Origin of the sequence: Pseudomonas sp. zfem001, assembly GCF_032621725.1 — a bacterium.
Lineage (GTDB): Bacteria > Pseudomonadota > Gammaproteobacteria > Pseudomonadales > Pseudomonadaceae > Aquipseudomonas > Aquipseudomonas sediminis.
Genome location: NZ_JAVYJI010000002.1, coordinates 780,173 through 795,367, shown reverse-complemented (window position 1 = coordinate 795,367; position 15,195 = coordinate 780,173). Strand labels below are relative to the sequence as shown.

Genomic DNA, 15,195 nt, shown 5'->3' with positions numbered 1-15,195 from the left:
CGACCATGACGCTGCGCAAACGCCTGGTACTGCTGATCTACTTTCTGTTCCTGCTGGTGCCGATCTACTGGCTGCTGAACATGTCGTTCAAGAGCAATACCGAAATTCTCGGCGGGCTCAGCCTTTGGCCGCAGAATTTCACCTTGGACAACTATCGGGTGATCTTCACCGACCGCAGCTGGTACGAGGGCTACCTCAACTCGCTGTATTACGTCAGCCTCAACACCCTGATCTCGCTCAGCGTGGCGCTGCCGGCTGCCTATGCCTTCTCGCGGTATCGTTTTCTCGGTGACAAGCACCTGTTCTTCTGGCTGCTGACCAACCGCATGGCACCGCCCGCGGTGTTTCTGCTGCCGTTCTTCCAGCTGTACTCGTCCATCGGCCTGTTCGACACCCATATCGCTGTGGCGTTGGCGCACTGCCTGTTCAACGTGCCGCTGGCGGTGTGGATCCTTGAAGGCTTCATGTCCAGCGTGCCCAAGGAAATCGACGAGACGGCCTATATCGACGGCTACAGCTTCCCGAAATTCTTCGTGAAGATCTTCATCCCGCTGATCCGCTCCGGTATCGGTGTCACCGCCTTCTTCTGCTTCATGTTCTCCTGGGTCGAGTTGCTGCTGGCGCGCACCCTGACCTCGGTGGACGCCAAGCCCATCGCGGCGGTGATGACCCGTACCGTGTCCGCCTCGGGTATCGACTGGGGCGTGCTCGCCGCTGCCGGGGTGCTGACCATCATCCCGGGGATGCTGGTGATCTGGTTCGTTCGCAACCATGTGGCCAAGGGCTTCGCCCTCGGTCGCGTGTAAGGGAGGTTCATCATGAGCTGGATGGCCTGGACTCTGCCGACCACGCTGTTCTTCGGTTGCATCGCCGTGCTGCTGGCCGGCATGACGCTGGTCGAGCTGCGCTGGCCCTGTGTCGAGCGCAAGGGTTTTCTGCCGATCACCACCACCCGTGGGGATCGGCTGTTCATCGGTCTGCTCGGCAGCGCCTACCTGCACCTGCTGGTGATAGGCGTGACCGACTGGAGCGTGTGGATAGCGTCGCTGCTATCGCTGTTGTGGTTGTGCGCAGTCATGCGCTGGGGCTGAGCCGGGCTGCCGCCGGTATGCCTCTCCCCATATCCTGAGATGGAGGTCTCTATGTTCGACAATAACAACAAGACCCGACATAGCATGGCGTTGGCCGCCTTGCTGGCGTTGTCCGGTTTGAGCGGTGCGGCCTGGGCGGATGCCTATGAAGAGGCCGCGAAGAAATGGATTGCCGATGAGTTCAACCCCTCGACGCTGACGCCTGAGCAACAGCTCGAAGAACTGAAGTGGTTCATCAAGGCTGCCGAACCGTTTCGTGGCATGAACATCAACGTCGCCTCGGAAACCCTGACCACCCATGAGTACGAGTCCAAGGTCCTGGCCAAGGCCTTCAGTGAAATCACCGGCATCAAGCTCAAGCATGACCTGATGCAGGAAGGCGATGTGGTCGAGAAACTGCAGACGCAGATGCAGTCCGGCAAGAACATCTACGACGGCTGGGTCAACGACTCGGACCTGATCGGTACCCACTTCCGCTATGGCAAGGCGGTCTCGATCACCGACATGATGGCTAACGAGGGTAAGGACTTCACCTCGCCGACTCTCGATCTTAACGACTTCATCGGCCTGTCATTCACCACCGGGCCGGACGGCAAGGTTTATCAGTTGCCCGATCAGCAGTTTGCCAACCTCTACTGGTTTCGCGCCGACTGGTTCGAGCGTCCGGAGCTGAAGGCCAAGTTCAAGGAAATCTACGGCTACGAGCTGGGCGTGCCGGTGAACTGGTCAGCCTACGAGGACATTGCTGAATTCTTCTCGGTACACGTCAAGGAAATCGACGGTAAACGCGTCTATGGCCACATGGACTACGGCAAGAAAGATCCGTCGCTGGGCTGGCGCTTCACTGACGCCTGGTTCTCCATGGCCGGCGGTGGCGACAAGGGCCTACCCAACGGCCTGCCGGTGGACGAGTGGGGCATTCGCGTCGACGGCTGCCGGCCGGTAGGCTCCAGTGTTGCCCGCGGTGGTGATACCAACGGGCCAGCGGCGGTGTTCGCCACGCAGAAGTACGTCGATTGGATGCGCCAGTACGCACCCCCGGAAGCGCAGGGCATGACCTTCTCCGAATCCGGCCCGGTGCCGGCGCAGGGTGCCATCGCTCAGCAGATCTTCTGGTACACCGCTTTTACTGCTGATATGACCAAGCCAGGCCTGCCGGTGGTTAACGACGATGGCACGCCGAAATGGCGTATGGCGCCGTCGCCCAAGGGCCCGTATTGGGAGGAGGGCATGAAGCTCGGTTATCAGGATACCGGTTCCTGGACCTTCCTCAACTCCACGCCGGAGAAACAGCGCCTGGCCGCCTGGCTCTATGCGCAGTTCGTTACCTCCAAGACCGTCTCGCTGAAAAAGACCCTGGTCGGCCTGACGCCGATTCGTGAGTCGGACATCAACTCGCAGGCGATGACGGACGTGGCGCCCAAGCTCGGGGGTCTGGTGGAGTTCTACCGTAGCCCGGCACGTGTGCAATGGACGCCGACCGGCACCAACGTGCCGGACTATCCGCGCCTGGCTCAGCTGTGGTGGCAGTTCATCGCCGAGGCCGCCAGCGGCGACAAGACCCCGCAGCAGGCGCTCGATGGCCTGGCGGCTGCGCAAGACACCATGCTCGGTCGTCTGGAGCGCTCCGGTGTGCTGGGCGAGTGCGGGCCGAAGCTGAACGAGCCGCGTGATCCGCAGTACTGGTTCGACCAGCCGGGTGCACCGAAGCCCAAGCTGGCCAACGAGAAGCCCAAAGGCGAAACCATCGCCTACGACGAGTTGCTCAAGTCCTGGGAGCAGGCGCGTAACTGATCCAAGTGGCAGAAACGACAACGGCACCCTCGGGTGCCGTTGTTCGTTATGCAGCGCTGCTTACTTATGCAGATGTTCGGCCGCGTGCAGGGTGTTCTCCAACAGCCCGGCGCGAGTCATCGGGCCAACACCGCCTGGAACCGGAGTGATCCAGCCGGCGCGGGGCAGGGCGGCATCAAAGGTTACGTCGCCGACCAGTTTGCCGTCTTCCTGGCGGTTGATGCCGACGTCGATGACGATGGCGCCTGGCTTGATCCACTCACCCTTGACCAGTCCCGGCTTGCCGGCGGCGACCACGACGATGTCGGCTTGGCCTACATGGCTGGCCAGATCCTTGGTGAAACGGTGAGTGACGGTGACGGTACAACCGGCCAGTAATAGCTCCATGGCCATAGGGCGGCCAACAATATTGGAAGCGCCGACTACCACCGCATGCATGCCGTACAGATCGGCCCCTGTGCTTTCCAGCAGGGTCATGATGCCTTTGGGAGTGCAGGGGCGCAGCAGTGGCATGCGCTGTGCCAAACGGCCAATGTTGTAGGGATGGAAGCCGTCCACATCCTTGTCCGGACGAATGCGTTCGAGCAGCAGGGAAGAATCCAGATTCTCCGGCAGCGGCAGCTGTACCAGGATGCCGTCGATGGTCGGGTCTTCATTGAGCTCGTCGATCAGCGCGAGCAGATCGGCCTGGCTGGTCTCTGCCGGCAGGTCATAGGCGCGGGAGAGGAAACCGACTTCTTCGCAATCCTTGCGTTTATGTGACACATAGACCTGGGAGGCAGGATCGGTGCCGACCAGGATCACAGCCAGGCCTGGCGCACGAAGGCCTTGCTGGCGGCGTTCGGCGACACGTTGGGCAATCTGCTGGCGGAGGCTGGCGGCGATCGCCTTGCCGTCGATCAGTTGTGCGGTCATTGCGCTGGTTAACCATTAATAAGGATGAAAAAAGGACGCGCATTCTCGCATGGGCGCTCACCTGGGCAAAGGCGCCTGCCGTCGTTTTCGCGTAACTCCTTTAAATCGCTGAATTTTTTTGAAAATTTCTGTTGACGAGGTTGGGAGGCGTCTATAACATTCGCCCCGCTTCTCAGGAACAGCCACTCGCTGGGTGAGGCGGCAAAAGCCAAGCCCTGGTGGTGAGGCTGGAGCCAAAAGCTTGTAAGTCTGCGCTAGCGGATGGATAAGTGCCCGTAGCTCAGCTGGATAGAGCATCCGCCTTCTAAGCGGATGGTCGCAGGTTCGAGTCCTGCCGGGTGCGCCATTTGGCGGTCAGGCAAGAGTAAGCAAATGCAATATGGTGGGCGTAGCTCAGTTGGTAGAGCACAGGATTGTGGCTCCTGGTGTCGTGGGTTCGATTCCCATCGTCCACCCCATATTCCAAAGCGCCAGGCCGAAAGCCTGGCGTTTTTGTTTTAAGCTGCAAAGCCACGCGGACGTGGTGGAATTGGTAGACACACCAGATTTAGGTTCTGGCGCCGCAAGGTGTGAGAGTTCGAGTCTCTCCGTCCGCACCATGTACAAGCCAGTATTTCCGGGGGTTCTAGCCGGATCGCTTCTCAGAGGGGAGCGTTTTGGGAACACTTCGGGAATGGTGGAACGAAAAAGGCAGCCTGCGAGGGCTGCCTTTTGTCGTTTCTGAGGGGCTGGATTCACAGCTTTAGCGCGTGCTCCAGGAGCGGGATCATGTCCGGGCCGTCTTTGCTGATGTACTTGCCGTAATGGCGTTCAAGCATGGCAATGGTGGTGTGGCCCATCTGATCCTTTAGCCACTGCAGCGTGACGGCGCCGGTGGTGAGCAGCTGGCTGGCGTAGGTGTGGCGGCAGTTGTTCGGCCCCCGGTACCGCACCTCGGCTGCTTCCAGGTGCGGGCGCCAGAATCCCTTGAGCAGCATGTCGGAGCTGCTGTGCGCTGCGCCGGTACTGGTGCAGTGGAAGACGAAGCGCAGCGCCTGGCGCTTCCTGGTCTTGTTGTCACGGTCGAGCACTTCGACTTCCACCGGCTTGAGCTTCTGCGTGTGGATCGCCATGGCGTGCAGCGCCTGCAATGCCGGCTTGAGCAATCGCACCTCGCGGTTTGACCGCCTGTTCTTCGTCACCTTGTACACGCCCCGCACCTGTGCGCGGCGGAATCTCACCGTGCCGGCCTTGAGGTCGACGTCTTCCCAGGCCAGCGCGATGGCCTCCGATACCCTCGGCCCCGTCCACAGCATGAACTGCGCGAGCAGCAGCTCCTGGAGCTTGTCGGTGTGCGTGCCGAGGATCGCGTCGATTTCCTTGCGGGTGAACGGGTCGACCTCGTCCGGGTCGGGCTGGCGGATGGTGATGCCCTCGGTCGGATCATGCGCCGAGCGGTTGCGCGCCCGGTACAGCGTGAAGACCTGTTTCACCAGGCTGACCACCTCGCGCACCGTGCGGTTGTGCAGCGTGGGCATCAGTGTCTTATGCACCCATGCCTGCAGGTCCAGGTGATCGATGGTGTCGGCCTGTTCATCGCCCCAGCGCGGGCGGATGTGCGTCTCTAACTTGCTCTTGTAGGTGCGAAAGCCGGACGGCGCCATTTCGTTGCGCTTGATCTCTAGCCACAGGTCCATGTAGTGGCCCAGGGTGTTGGTTTTCACCCTGGGCGAGTCTGGGAAGTGGCGGGCATAGCTGAAAGTGCCCGCCTTGATTTCATACTCGATCATGCCGACCAGGCGCTCAGCCTGGGCGATGTTTTCGGGCGTGGCGTCGCCGTTGAACGGCTCGCGGCACAGTTCGCCCTGATAACGGAAATACACACGCACGCGCTTGCCGCGCACCTCTACACCATTTGCCATCTGCGCCCCCCGGCACACGAAAAGCCCAGTGTATGGGCCGAAAAAAAGCTCGGCCCGAGAGTGGGCCGAGAAGTTGAAGCGGTGGTTTCTCGTTATGGGGGTGGCGGGTGCCTCAGATCAGCAGATCCAGTGACGAGGGCGGGCAGCTCGTCCAGGGGATTACCACCTTGTCCTCCAGCGGGCGGCAGTGCCAGGCCTGATGGAACACCTGGCCGTCGATCACCTCCACGCCGGTGAGCACCATACCCAGGGTGGCCATGCCCTCCAGCTGCACGTTGTAGAGCCTGGGGATGGGGTCCTGCATATGGCCGCCGCCCACACAGGCACAGAGGCACGGCCCGCCCGATGGCCCCGAGGGATCGAGGCAAACGATGATGTCCGCGCGTAAGCGCTGGCTGGATTGCACGTCGCGGCGCGGTCGCTTCTTGCCGAGGTGATAGAGCTGGGCGATGTCGTAATACATGGCGAATAAATACTGTTTGGATGTACAGTATTTTTACCACTGAACGGGCTGGCGTCGAGAGTCGTTTGTCGCGTCCTGGTCTACACATGGTCCCTCCCGAGCCATTCGCTACGGCGCTTCCACTGTCGGCGCATTTCCTCGATCAGCCGCTCGGCCGCAGCAGCGCCGCGCTTGGCGGCGACCTTCTCGCGCAGCTCGTCGACCATCGCCTCGCTGGAATAGCCGAGGCGCAGCCACTGCCGCGCCTCGCATTCGTGCATGTGTTGCCGGTCGGCCTGGTCAGCCACGGTCCACCTCTAATACGCGATAGCCGTCCGCCCTGGCCAGCATGGAGACGGCGTTGCGCACGGCACGCCAATCGCTCGGCGTGCTGCTGGTATGGACGATGGGGCGGCCAGGCTTGGTCAGGCGCAGGTGGCCGCCGTTGGTTCGGGTGATCTGCCAGCCATGCGCCTGGGCGTAGACGAACAGAGGCCACAGGCGCTTTCCGCCGCGCCGGCCGTAGATGACTATCTGCCGGCTCACGATTGCACCTCCAGGAACAGCAGTGGCTGGACGGAGCCGTCCGCGTAAACCTTGTCGAGCGGGGTAGTGGCGACAGGCTCGTCGCCCTCCCAACCGTCCGGCCAAGTCTCGGCGGCGATCAGCTCGCGGATTCGCGCCTCTTCCTGGGCGTTGATCATGTCCACCTTCGGGCGGCCGAGGCGTGCAGCAGCCTCGTTGATTTCCGCCTGGATGCCGAGCAGGCGATCCAGCGCCATCAATCGCGATTCCAGCAGGATCGGCCCCATGCGCTGCGGGTTGGCGGCTACGCTGCCGTTCTTCAGCCGCTCTATGCCCGCCTTGCGCAGCCGGTGCTGTGGTTCGCGCAACTCGCGCCACAGCGATTTGATGCCCTTCATCGGCGCCAAGTAGGCCCATTGCGGGCTGAGCAGGATGGTATCTAGCGCGGCATCCTTGCTGGCCAGAGGGCAGCCGGTGCAGCCTGTGCGTGCGTTGATTTCCTCGGCCTCGTCGCCGCCATAGGCATCCGCGATGGCGGCCGTAGACCAGTCACCGAACTCAGCCCGTGGCGCCCAGTGTTTGAGCCATTCCCACACATGGCACACCCGCCAGTGCAGCAGCGGCGCCAGTGTAGCGAGGCGACCTTTCAGGCCCTTGGCCTCGGGCAATACCTTCTGGTACCAGCCCTGGCCACATTCTGCGCCGTCCTTGCCGCAGCTCATTTCGATGCGCTTGTCGCGGATCGCGCTCTCGCCCTGGCGCACGCCGGTGATCATGAGCACATTGCCGTCGAGCTCAGCCAGGCGCTGTTCAAGCGCCTGGGCCATTGGGTCAATCTTGATCTGGCGGGTGCACCAACGCAGTGTGTTGTTATTTGGCGGCGGCACGCCACGCCCGAGGATGTAGACCATAAAGCGCTTTTCCATCGGCGCCGTGACCACCTCGACGTGGATGCCGCGCTCCTGCAGCTCGTCCATGATCTGGCTGGCAGCATTGGCCAGGGGCAGCAGCTCCTGGCGCGTGTCTGCGTAGAACACGGTGAGTGTCTTGGGCGCCTTGATGCGCCCGCTGTCAATCAGCCAGATGATCAGGGTCAGCGTGGCGCTGCTGTCCTTCCCGCCGGACCAGGCGATGCCCCAGTGGTCATGGTCAGCACCATAGGCCTGCAGGGACTGAATCGTCAGCTCGATGCTTTCGGTCATCTGCAGGCGCTGGGCGCCGCCGGCGAAGATGTCGCCTTGGCGTAGGGAACTCATGCGGCCACCTCCTGAACATTCGCCAGCCCAGCCTGGCGCAGGCCTGCTTGAACGGCCTGCACGATGCGTTGCAGGTACTGGTATTCAGGGCTTGGCTCGGTGGCTTCACTCGCGGCGTGCCACCACTCGTCGCTGAACAGCTCGGCGAGCAGGTCGGAGTGGTTCCAGCAGTGATCCTCACGCTCGACGTTGCGCAGCTCGTCTTCGATGCGGTCGAACAGCTTTCGGGCGTCTTCCTTATCCATGCTGTAAGGGTGGTGGTTGGCCGTGCGCCCGCGTCGGCAATCCAGCACCACGCGCTTCGCCATGGTGACCAAGGCGCCACCGCTGAAACGGTTCACGCCCAGGCTAGGCGCCAGGCTGCCGATCAGGTACCCGCAATGCTCGTCGCTGAAGAACTGCGCCACCGTCCGGTCACCCATGCCGCCCCAGTAGGCCGACCACGATTTGCCGTAACACTCGACAATGATCTTGCCCTGGCGCGAGGTGTAGCTCCCGCTAGCCGTGGGAATCACTCGGTGCCCGATGTCTTCAAGAATCACGGTCACAGGGTCCAGCTTGTGAGGCTCGCCCATCAGGTCGCTGATCAGCAGCTTGGTTATCTGAGTAGTTTCGGTCTTCATACCGGCTCTCCTGGATGGGTGAAGACGACGCGGTCTTTCGGGTCGATCAGGTCGCGTTGTTTCTCCACCAGGTGGGCCGGGTCGAGGCCGAGCTTTACCGCCATTGCCTCGGCGGCGTGGCGGGCGCTGATGGTGTTGCTGGCGGTGCGCTTCTCGCCTTTGACGGTGGCCACGTAGGTGCCGGCGGCGTAGCGGCAGCGGATTTCAACGGCCATAGCGGCGGCGCTCCTGTTTGGCGAGGCGTTTGGCGGCCAGCTCGGCCATGAAGGCCGACCACTCGGCCTGCTTGGTTTGCTGGCGGATGCGGCTGCATTTGGCGTGTTTGCGGGTATTGCGGGGCTTGCCGCAGATGTCGCAGATGCTGTGCAGGTCCAGGCGGCTGCCGGCCAGGGTTGGGCGCTCACGCATGGGGCACCTCCCCACGGCGTTCGGCGTATACCGCGTCGATGGCCGCGCGCAGCTCGGGGCCGGCGCCTTCGCTGGCGGCGGTGCGGCAGAGGGTGGTGATGGTCGCTTGAAGATGGGCGATCAGCTGATTCTGCTGCGCGACCAGGTCGGTGGTGATGAACGAGCGTTCAAGCCGGCGGATGATTTCGGCGTTCATGCTGCGATGGTTCTCAGTTGCCAGTGCCTCGATACGGCTGCGCATGCCATCAGGCAGGCGAGCGACGAACTTCTCGGCCGTGCGGGATTTGCCGCGCAACGTGGTAGCCTTATTGGCGCTGACTTCTTGGGGTTCTGCTTGCATGGTGGTTCTCCTTCGGGGTTGGTTGGCCCTGGTGAGTTGCCGCTCACCGGGGCCTTTCTTTATGCCGCCACGTATCCGGCGGCTGTCTTGCTCAGCAGGCCCGCTTCTGCGGCCAGCTGCATCAGTCGGGTGGTTCTCTCTTTGCCCATCCTCAATTCCTTCGCTACCTGTCGAACGCTCAGCTTGGCGCCGCTCACGGTGCTGGCTATCAGCTGCAGCAGCTCGGCGGGTAGGTCTGTTCCTACTGCCGTTTCCGGCCCGGTTACCGGCTGTTCCTGGGGGCGTTCCTCGGTGCGTTTCTGGCGTTCCGGTGTGCGTACCGGCGCGGTTTCGGTAACGGGGACGGGACGCAGGGCGCTGAGGATCAGGGCCGGTACCACTTCCAGCGCCAGGGCGAAGCCGATGCACAGCAGAGTGGCCAGCGCCTGGGGCAGGCCTGCGGCCTTGGCCGGTTTGCTGCGCAGGGCGGTGAGTTCCTGCGATGCGCTGTCGCGGCGTTGCTGGGCGGCGGCGCGCAGGGCGTCGATGCGGGTGAGGGCGGCGCTTTCCAGCTCCAGGGCTCGGGTGACCATGCCGCGTTCGCGCAGGGCGTTGGCCTGGTGATGGACGGCGACCGCTTCGGCGTCGAGCTGCTCGATGCGGGTGGCGTCGGCCTGGCGCAGTTCCAGCAGGTCTGCCTGGCGTTGTTCGTGCTGCGCCTGGTGCTCGGCCTGGCTGGTGATGATCGAGGACATAAGCCGGTCGTATGTCGCCCAGCCGGAAACGGCGCCCATGGCCAGGGCGCTGGCCATCATCAGCAGCGCGGCCAGGGTGCGGCGGGCTGCCAGCATCATCAGGGCCAGCGGCCACGCCAAGTACTTGAACAGGTCCAGCACCACGGCGGCGCCGGCGAACAGTGCGGCGAGCACTGGCGCGTCGATCAGCGCGGCGATGGCCATGGCCACAGAGGTGGCGGTTACGCCAGCAAGGGCGGCGACCATGGCGAGCAGCGGCCAGCGGTGGTGGGGTTGTAGGTGCATGGTGGTTCTCCTTCGGGCCAGCCCTGCCGAGTTGCCGCTCGGCGGGGCTGGGTTGGTCAGCAGGTGAGAGGGTCGAAGGCGAACTCGCCGGTTTCTGCAAAGGCCTGCAGGTGCGGCAGCAACGCGCGCACCTGGTCCTGGCTCAGGTGCATGCGGCCGCTGACAAGTGCGCCTTTCGGCAGCTTGACGGGCTGCCAGCCCTTGCCTTGCTCCATGACCTGAATGGATGGGTTGGTGACGCCAAACCAGCAATGCACTTGCTCGCCGGCCAGGCTGCTGATCTGTAGGGAGCAAAGTTCGTCGTAGCGGTCTTTAAAGCTGATAAAGGGGAAGCCGCGCTCGGTGACGGTGCAGGTGAGTTCTTTGCTCATGCCTTTGCTCCTTCGAAGGCACTGACAGCCGCCGAGTACTCGCTTGGCAGAATCTCGACGGCGCCCTCAATCCAGCCCGAGGTGGGCTGGCCGGCAGCGACCTTGGCCAGGTGGTCGGCCTCGTCGATCTGGAAGCCCAGGAGGAAGTAGGCGGTAGCCTGGTGTTCGAACAGAACGCCGCCACACAAGAGCAGGTTGCCGGTGTTTACGCCCAGGCGGCCCCAGTAGCTGTGCACGTCCACGCGCGGCGGGTAGTTCTCGCGCCAGAGTGTGAGCAGGCGCTCATGCTCCTCGCGGATGGCTGCGCGGTCCTTCTTCTCGGTGCCTTTGGGGAGGAGGGGCTTGGTGCGCAGGTCGCGGTAGCCCCATTCATCAGGGCGGCGCCAGTGCACGTCGTGGGCCTTGTCGGCACTGAGTTTCACACCGCCGGCGTAGTTGCAGGTGATGCTGGCCATTGGCGCAACTGGGCCGCCGAACAGTTCGCCCAGTTTGGCCGATTTGGCGCGTAGCTCGGCCTTGGCCTGGTACAGCTCCTGGACAATGGCCACGGTGGCCGGTGCGGTGGATTTGTAGTGGTGCTGCATGGTGGTTCTCCTTCGGGGGTTGCCCAGGCGTTGCCGCGCCTGGGCGTTGGAGGTCAGTTGGCGACTACCGCGTGGATGGTCAGGTTGGTAGGCAATTTGCCCTTGAAGCGTTCCAGCTCACGGATCTGCATCTCGGTGCATTCGTCGATGCAAATGACTGTTGCGCCCCGAGAAGCGAGACGCCGGACATCGCGCAGCAGCGCTGCCTTGGTGCTGGTGCGGCCGACCAGGATTTGCTTTTCGGTTTGCCCGTTTGCCTTCGCTAATTCGCGCAGGCGGATGGTTTTCCCGGTCATCGGGGCGCCGCGTTCTACGTTCAGTTGCATGGTGGTTCTCCTTCGGGTGGTGCCCAGGCGTTGCCGCGCCTGGGCGTGTTGGGTCAGTGGATGATGGCGAGCAGCGCTTCCGGGGCGAGGCTGCACAGCGTGAACAGCGCAACGAGCGCCATGCCGCTACCGAGTAGCGTGATGGCCTTGTCTACGCGGGTTTCGTGATCGATTGGCATGGTGGTTCTCCTTCGGGGTTAAGCCGGCTTTGCCGAGCCGGCGGTGGGTTGCTGGAAGATCCAGCACTTGACGGTGGGGGACTTGTAGACGGTGAGGTTGTTGCGCTTGGCCTGGTGCGTGCGCACCGCGCTGCAGACGGCGACGTTGGCGTCGACGAACTTGCGGGAGCGGCTTTCTTTGAGCAGGTCGCGCAGCACGTTGATGTCCGGCAACTTCTGCTTGTGCTCCTGGGCGCGTTCGTAGAAGTCGTTGAGGTTGATGGCGATTTCGCCCTTTTCCCGGTTGTTGCTGTGGTTGACCACTGGGCCTTCGCCGTCCAGGCCTTCCAGGAAGTCGAACACTTCCCAGAACTCGGCCACGTGCTGGTGATCGGCGCTGATCGAGGCCTGGCGCTCCAGGGCCATGGTGATGATCTGCCGTTGCGTGGCGCTGACCTGGGCGTCGCTGATGACGGGCACCACCTGGCGCAGGCAGTGCAGCAGGGCCAGCAGCATTGCGTGGTTCTTGCTGATGCGCTCGACGCGGATGTAGCCGCGCAGCGTGTTGCCGCAGCTGGGGCAGGCGTGGCTTTCGTTGGCGGTGGCGTAGGGCGTTTCGCACTGCCAGCAGTGGGTATGCAGGCGGCGCAGGCGTGATTCATAGCCGGGGAAGTATTCGGCGAAGGCATCCAGCACGCCGGCCTCGGCCTTGATGGCCAGCAGCAGGAAGTGGCTGAGCATGTCGCCGTCCAGGGCGTTGAGTTTGTCCGCCGCGGCGCGGCTTTCTGGCGTGACCTGGGGGCGCACGAAATGCAGTTTGCAGATGCGGGTCATGATCGCCTCATGGGCTACCACAGCGGCGTTCTGGCTGATGGCGATGGTGCCGCGAAAGGGCGGCTCATAAGTCTCGTTGCCCGCTGTTTTCACGCCCTTGGTGGCCAGGGTGCCGCCGCCGAAGAAGTCTTTCAGCTCGTCCCATTCGAAGGTTTTGGCGTGGGGCTTGTCGTCGCTGTGGCGGTCGGCCTCCAGATACACCACGGGCATGCCGGCGACTTGGCCCATCAGGCGCGAGCGCCCGGCCTTGGTGGACTTCATCGGGTCGAAGCCTTCATAGCCGGCACGGCCGAGCAGCTTCCACAGCAGGTTGAGCAGGGTGGTTTTGCCGGCGCCGGCTTCGCCCGTTGCCTCCAGGAAGGGGTAGGACTGCCAGCGGGCGCGGATCTGTTCGCAGAACAGCGAGCCAAAGAACCACACCAGGGCAACCGCGCCCTGGGCGCCGAAGCACGTCCAGAGCAGCTTGAACCATTCGCTGCTGTAGGCCTTGGCGTCGCGGCTGGGGCGGATGGTGACGCCCTTTTGCAGCGTCTTGATGCGCAGTTTGCCGAACTCGAAATAGTCCTCGGCGTTGGCCTCGTACACCTGGCCGTCTTTGACCGCGATATCGCCGAACACGTAGCAGCCGTGGTCGCGGCTGTAGCCGACGAAATCAATCGTCTCGACGGTTTTGATGCCGTAGGTCTGCAGCTTCATGATCTTTTCAAGCTGCTGGCCGGTACCTGTGTACATGGCGCCGGCGGCCATACCCAACAGGCGCTTTTTGAACTCGCTGGCGGCAGCGATGTGGGTGGCGGTGAAGGTGTTCTTCACGCTCGGCGCGCCGTGGGGGAAGTCGACGCGCAGGTAGTACCATGATTCGTCGGTAATCTCGTTGCGCTGGAAGTACAGGGCTTCGAAGTAGCAGTTGGCGATTTCGGTGACGTTGCCGGACAGGCGCAAGGCTTTTTCGCGGATCTGCTTATTGTTCAGCTCGCGGTCTGCGCCTTCGTCGTCGCCCTCGATCGCCTGGATGGCCTTGTTGTATTTGTCGAGGTCGAGCGACCACCAGTAGAGGCGGTTATCAAAACGGTAGTGGAACTCCTTCCATTCGTTGCGCTGGTAGATCAGCAAGCCTTTCTCGCTGGCGTTCTCGGCGGTCAGCAGGGCGCCCTGGTAGCGGGCTTCGTCCAGGTCTGCGGCGATACGTGCGGCGCGTTGCTCGGCGTCGTCGATAAAGGCCCAGCGCTGGTGCAGGTCGTTCCAATCGACCTTCTTACCGTTCTGCGGGATGACGGCGGCTGAGCAGGTGAAGCCCAGGTCTTGGGCCTCTTTCGCCCAGCGGCGCATGTTGGCCTTGGCCACCGGCTCGTTATCGAGCGCCCACACCAGGCGCGGGAGGGGTTTGCCAGCATCCTGGCAGGCCTTCTTGAGTGCCTTGAGGGCTTCGCCAGGGAAGGGCGCGCTGCTCATCATGGAGGCGGCGGCGTGCTCGTGATGCTCCAGGGCGATGGCGTCGAAGATGCCCTCGACGATCCACAGCTCGGTCACGTCGGTCAGGTCGCGCCCGGGCAGCGTCCAGAGTTTGCCCTTGTAGCTGTAGCCCGGCTTGAAGCGCGCCTTCTGCTTGCCGAAACGCTCGGGGCGGTCGATAAGGCGTTCCCAGTAGCCGCCGCCTGGCATTTCAAAGCGCACGGTGGCGCTGCCGATGCCGAGGTCACGATCCCAGTAGCTTTCCTGGGTGAACACGCCGGCGAGCAGCTCCAGGCGGAAGCCACGGGCCATTTCCAGATAGGCGCGGGCGGTGGCGGTGGGGTTCTCCGGTGTAGAGGGCGCCTGCTTGCTCCAGTCGTTGAACAGGTCGTCGTAGAGGTCTTTGACGTGGATGCGGTGGTCGCATTGTTTCGGGCGACCACAGACCAGCATCCACGGGGCATCCGAATAGGTGTATAGGGTTTTCTGGCCGCAACCGGGGGCCGGACATTTGCCCTTGCGCATGACCTTGACGTCAGTGCGCGGGAAGTCGAAGTCGCGCTTGAGGCGGCTGAGCACCTCAAGGCGCAGTGATTCTTTCATGGGGGTCATGCGGTGGCTCCGAAGGCGAAAGCGCGCAGTTCGGCGACCATGTCACTGGTATGGAGCTGTTCTTGTTCCTGGTACGCGGCGAGCATGCCCATCAGCCGATAGGCGTCCGCTTGCTGTATTTCCTGAGAAGGATCAGTCAGCAGAGCGTCAAACCAGAATGCGAACAGATGACGCTCACGCTGGGCTGCTAACTGGCTGCACAGCGGCAGCTTGGGGTGGTTGGGCGTTGGCATGGTGCAGTCCTTACTGGGCGGCTGTGAGCGCGGCTTGCAGCGCGCCGATGGTGCGTTTGTGGCCGGCGAGGGCCGGGTAGTCGGTGAGGATGCGTTGGCTGCGCAGGCCAGCCGGCACGGTGCGGTAGCGGTCGGCGTACCAATGCAACTGCAGGCCTTGGCGCAGCTCTTCGCGCAGGCTGGTGAGCAGCGCCTCGGCCACTGGCTTGGGCAGTTGCAGCTGGATCTCGACGGCGTTTTGCATGGCGCAAACCTCGAATGCTGGGTGTAACTCCCCCTTACCCACGCAAGGCGGGCAGGGCGGTTGGTGG

At 63.0% G+C, this 15,195-nt stretch carries 21 protein-coding genes and 3 tRNA genes; 6 read left to right on the top strand and 18 right to left on the bottom strand.

The annotated features are described in order from the left end of the window. Positions 1-5 precede the first annotated feature (5 nt). From RTH74_RS11745 to RTH74_RS11735, 3 genes are read left to right on the top strand one after another with little or no spacing between them, the layout of a single operon-like run. Positions 6-806, top strand: coding sequence for a carbohydrate ABC transporter permease (locus tag RTH74_RS11745; protein ID WP_013715270.1), 801 nt, complete (start codon positions 6-8; stop codon positions 804-806). A 12-nt stretch (positions 807-818) separates the two neighbouring features. Next, a complete protein-coding gene (locus RTH74_RS11740; RefSeq protein WP_316914766.1) occupies positions 819-1,091 on the top strand; it encodes a DUF2160 domain-containing protein in 273 nt (90 codons plus the stop codon). 51 nt (positions 1,092-1,142) lie between these two features. Continuing rightward, positions 1,143-2,885 carry an ABC transporter substrate-binding protein gene (locus RTH74_RS11735; RefSeq protein WP_316914765.1) on the top strand — a complete coding sequence of 581 codons (1,743 nt, stop codon included), beginning with the start codon at positions 1,143-1,145 and terminating at the stop codon, positions 2,883-2,885. A 60-nt stretch (positions 2,886-2,945) separates the two neighbouring features. On the opposite strand, the gene folD is transcribed toward RTH74_RS11735, so the two are convergent. Then, a complete protein-coding gene (folD, locus tag RTH74_RS11730) occupies positions 2,946-3,800 on the bottom strand; it encodes a bifunctional methylenetetrahydrofolate dehydrogenase/methenyltetrahydrofolate cyclohydrolase FolD (RefSeq protein WP_316914764.1) in 855 nt (284 codons plus the stop codon). Positions 3,801-4,069: 269 nt separating this feature from the next. Between folD and RTH74_RS11725 the strand changes: the two genes are divergently transcribed. The 3 genes from RTH74_RS11725 (at position 4,070) to RTH74_RS11715 (ending at position 4,399) form a co-directional block, all read left to right on the top strand. Then, positions 4,070-4,146 (top strand) — tRNA-Arg (locus RTH74_RS11725). 36 nt (positions 4,147-4,182) lie between these two features. Next, a tRNA-His gene (locus RTH74_RS11720) sits at positions 4,183-4,258 on the top strand. Positions 4,259-4,314: 56 nt separating this feature from the next. Next, positions 4,315-4,399: transfer RNA gene (locus RTH74_RS11715), tRNA-Leu, on the top strand. 135 nt (positions 4,400-4,534) lie between these two features. On the opposite strand, the gene RTH74_RS11710 is transcribed toward RTH74_RS11715, so the two are convergent. From RTH74_RS11710 to RTH74_RS11630, 17 genes are all read right to left on the bottom strand, one after another. Beyond that, complete coding sequence (locus tag RTH74_RS11710; protein WP_316914763.1) at positions 4,535-5,701, bottom strand: Arm DNA-binding domain-containing protein; 1,167 nt, start codon at positions 5,699-5,701, stop codon at positions 4,535-4,537. Positions 5,702-5,813: 112 nt separating this feature from the next. Continuing rightward, on the bottom strand, positions 5,814-6,164 hold the full coding sequence (locus RTH74_RS11705) for a hypothetical protein (protein ID WP_316914762.1): 351 nt from the start codon (positions 6,162-6,164) through the stop codon (positions 5,814-5,816). 80 nt (positions 6,165-6,244) lie between these two features. Beyond that, complete coding sequence (locus RTH74_RS11700) at positions 6,245-6,451, bottom strand: DUF7696 family protein (RefSeq protein ID WP_316914761.1); 207 nt, start codon at positions 6,449-6,451, stop codon at positions 6,245-6,247. After that, positions 6,444-6,689: a type II toxin-antitoxin system HicA family toxin gene (locus RTH74_RS11695; protein WP_316914760.1), complete on the bottom strand. Its 246-nt coding sequence runs from the start codon at positions 6,687-6,689 to the stop codon at positions 6,444-6,446. Before RTH74_RS11695 ends, RTH74_RS11700 begins: the two co-directional genes overlap by 8 nt. Further along, positions 6,686-7,924 (bottom strand): phosphoadenosine phosphosulfate reductase family protein, encoded by a 1,239-nt coding sequence (locus RTH74_RS11690; RefSeq protein WP_316914759.1) that lies wholly within the window; start codon positions 7,922-7,924, stop codon positions 6,686-6,688. The genes RTH74_RS11695 and RTH74_RS11690 overlap by 4 nt, the downstream gene beginning before the upstream one ends. Then, positions 7,921-8,547: a hypothetical protein gene (locus RTH74_RS11685; RefSeq protein WP_316914758.1), complete on the bottom strand. Its 627-nt coding sequence runs from the start codon at positions 8,545-8,547 to the stop codon at positions 7,921-7,923. The genes RTH74_RS11690 and RTH74_RS11685 overlap by 4 nt, the downstream gene beginning before the upstream one ends. Continuing rightward, positions 8,544-8,762 carry a hypothetical protein gene (locus RTH74_RS11680; protein WP_316914757.1) on the bottom strand — a complete coding sequence of 73 codons (219 nt, stop codon included), beginning with the start codon at positions 8,760-8,762 and terminating at the stop codon, positions 8,544-8,546. Before RTH74_RS11680 ends, RTH74_RS11685 begins: the two co-directional genes overlap by 4 nt. Beyond that, the gene (locus RTH74_RS11675) at positions 8,752-8,955 is read right to left on the bottom strand and encodes a hypothetical protein (protein ID WP_316914756.1); all 204 of its coding nucleotides are present in this window, start codon (positions 8,953-8,955) and stop codon (positions 8,752-8,754) included. Before RTH74_RS11675 ends, RTH74_RS11680 begins: the two co-directional genes overlap by 11 nt. Then, the gene (locus RTH74_RS11670; protein WP_316914755.1) at positions 8,948-9,295 is read right to left on the bottom strand and encodes an Arc family DNA-binding protein; all 348 of its coding nucleotides are present in this window, start codon (positions 9,293-9,295) and stop codon (positions 8,948-8,950) included. Before RTH74_RS11670 ends, RTH74_RS11675 begins: the two co-directional genes overlap by 8 nt. Before the next feature lie 59 nt (positions 9,296-9,354). Next, positions 9,355-10,314: a hypothetical protein gene (locus RTH74_RS11665; RefSeq protein WP_316914754.1), complete on the bottom strand. Its 960-nt coding sequence runs from the start codon at positions 10,312-10,314 to the stop codon at positions 9,355-9,357. 56 nt (positions 10,315-10,370) lie between these two features. Then, entirely contained in the window at positions 10,371-10,685 is a 315-nt protein-coding gene (locus RTH74_RS11660) for a hypothetical protein (protein WP_316914753.1), read from the bottom strand. Further along, a complete protein-coding gene (locus RTH74_RS11655; protein ID WP_316914752.1) occupies positions 10,682-11,269 on the bottom strand; it encodes a hypothetical protein in 588 nt (195 codons plus the stop codon). The genes RTH74_RS11660 and RTH74_RS11655 overlap by 4 nt, the downstream gene beginning before the upstream one ends. A gap of 53 nt (positions 11,270-11,322) precedes the next feature. Beyond that, on the bottom strand, positions 11,323-11,595 hold the full coding sequence (locus RTH74_RS11650; protein WP_183895279.1) for a hypothetical protein: 273 nt from the start codon (positions 11,593-11,595) through the stop codon (positions 11,323-11,325). Positions 11,596-11,648: 53 nt separating this feature from the next. After that, positions 11,649-11,774: a hypothetical protein gene (locus RTH74_RS11645; RefSeq protein ID WP_316914751.1), complete on the bottom strand. Its 126-nt coding sequence runs from the start codon at positions 11,772-11,774 to the stop codon at positions 11,649-11,651. Positions 11,775-11,792: 18 nt separating this feature from the next. Further along, positions 11,793-14,642: a toprim domain-containing protein gene (locus tag RTH74_RS11640; protein WP_316914824.1), complete on the bottom strand. Its 2,850-nt coding sequence runs from the start codon at positions 14,640-14,642 to the stop codon at positions 11,793-11,795. Between the two features lie 5 nt (positions 14,643-14,647). Next, on the bottom strand, positions 14,648-14,884 hold the full coding sequence (locus tag RTH74_RS11635; protein ID WP_316914750.1) for a hypothetical protein: 237 nt from the start codon (positions 14,882-14,884) through the stop codon (positions 14,648-14,650). Positions 14,885-14,894: 10 nt separating this feature from the next. Next, complete coding sequence (locus RTH74_RS11630) at positions 14,895-15,128, bottom strand: hypothetical protein (protein WP_316914749.1); 234 nt, start codon at positions 15,126-15,128, stop codon at positions 14,895-14,897. Positions 15,129-15,195: the final 67 nt, after the last annotated feature.

Excerpts from the sequence above, each read along its gene's own strand:
- RTH74_RS11630 (WP_316914749.1), bottom strand. The coding sequence starts at position 15,128 with ATGCAAAACGCCGTCGAGATCCAGCTGCAACTGCCCAAGCCAGTGGCC.
- folD (WP_316914764.1), bottom strand. The coding sequence starts at position 3,800 with ATGACCGCACAACTGATCGACGGCAAGGCGATCGCCGCCAGCCTCCGC.
- RTH74_RS11655 (WP_316914752.1), bottom strand. The coding sequence starts at position 11,269 with ATGCAGCACCACTACAAATCCACCGCACCGGCCACCGTGGCCATTGTC.
- RTH74_RS11640 (WP_316914824.1), bottom strand. The coding sequence starts at position 14,642 with ATGAAAGAATCACTGCGCCTTGAGGTGCTCAGCCGCCTCAAGCGCGAC.
- RTH74_RS11675 (WP_316914756.1), bottom strand. The coding sequence starts at position 8,955 with ATGCGTGAGCGCCCAACCCTGGCCGGCAGCCGCCTGGACCTGCACAGC.
- RTH74_RS11670 (WP_316914755.1), bottom strand. The coding sequence starts at position 9,295 with ATGCAAGCAGAACCCCAAGAAGTCAGCGCCAATAAGGCTACCACGTTG.
- RTH74_RS11680 (WP_316914757.1), bottom strand. The coding sequence starts at position 8,762 with ATGGCCGTTGAAATCCGCTGCCGCTACGCCGCCGGCACCTACGTGGCC.
- RTH74_RS11710 (WP_316914763.1), bottom strand. The coding sequence starts at position 5,701 with ATGGCAAATGGTGTAGAGGTGCGCGGCAAGCGCGTGCGTGTGTATTTC.
- RTH74_RS11685 (WP_316914758.1), bottom strand. The coding sequence starts at position 8,547 with ATGAAGACCGAAACTACTCAGATAACCAAGCTGCTGATCAGCGACCTG.
- RTH74_RS11665 (WP_316914754.1), bottom strand. The coding sequence starts at position 10,314 with ATGCACCTACAACCCCACCACCGCTGGCCGCTGCTCGCCATGGTCGCC.
- RTH74_RS11740 (WP_316914766.1), top strand. The coding sequence starts at position 819 with ATGAGCTGGATGGCCTGGACTCTGCCGACCACGCTGTTCTTCGGTTGC.
- RTH74_RS11705 (WP_316914762.1), bottom strand. The coding sequence starts at position 6,164 with ATGTATTACGACATCGCCCAGCTCTATCACCTCGGCAAGAAGCGACCG.
- RTH74_RS11645 (WP_316914751.1), bottom strand. The coding sequence starts at position 11,774 with ATGCCAATCGATCACGAAACCCGCGTAGACAAGGCCATCACGCTACTC.
- RTH74_RS11735 (WP_316914765.1), top strand. The coding sequence starts at position 1,143 with ATGTTCGACAATAACAACAAGACCCGACATAGCATGGCGTTGGCCGCC.
- RTH74_RS11660 (WP_316914753.1), bottom strand. The coding sequence starts at position 10,685 with ATGAGCAAAGAACTCACCTGCACCGTCACCGAGCGCGGCTTCCCCTTT.
- RTH74_RS11650 (WP_183895279.1), bottom strand. The coding sequence starts at position 11,595 with ATGCAACTGAACGTAGAACGCGGCGCCCCGATGACCGGGAAAACCATC.
- RTH74_RS11745 (WP_013715270.1), top strand. The coding sequence starts at position 6 with ATGACGCTGCGCAAACGCCTGGTACTGCTGATCTACTTTCTGTTCCTG.
- RTH74_RS11690 (WP_316914759.1), bottom strand. The coding sequence starts at position 7,924 with ATGAGTTCCCTACGCCAAGGCGACATCTTCGCCGGCGGCGCCCAGCGC.
- RTH74_RS11635 (WP_316914750.1), bottom strand. The coding sequence starts at position 14,884 with ATGCCAACGCCCAACCACCCCAAGCTGCCGCTGTGCAGCCAGTTAGCA.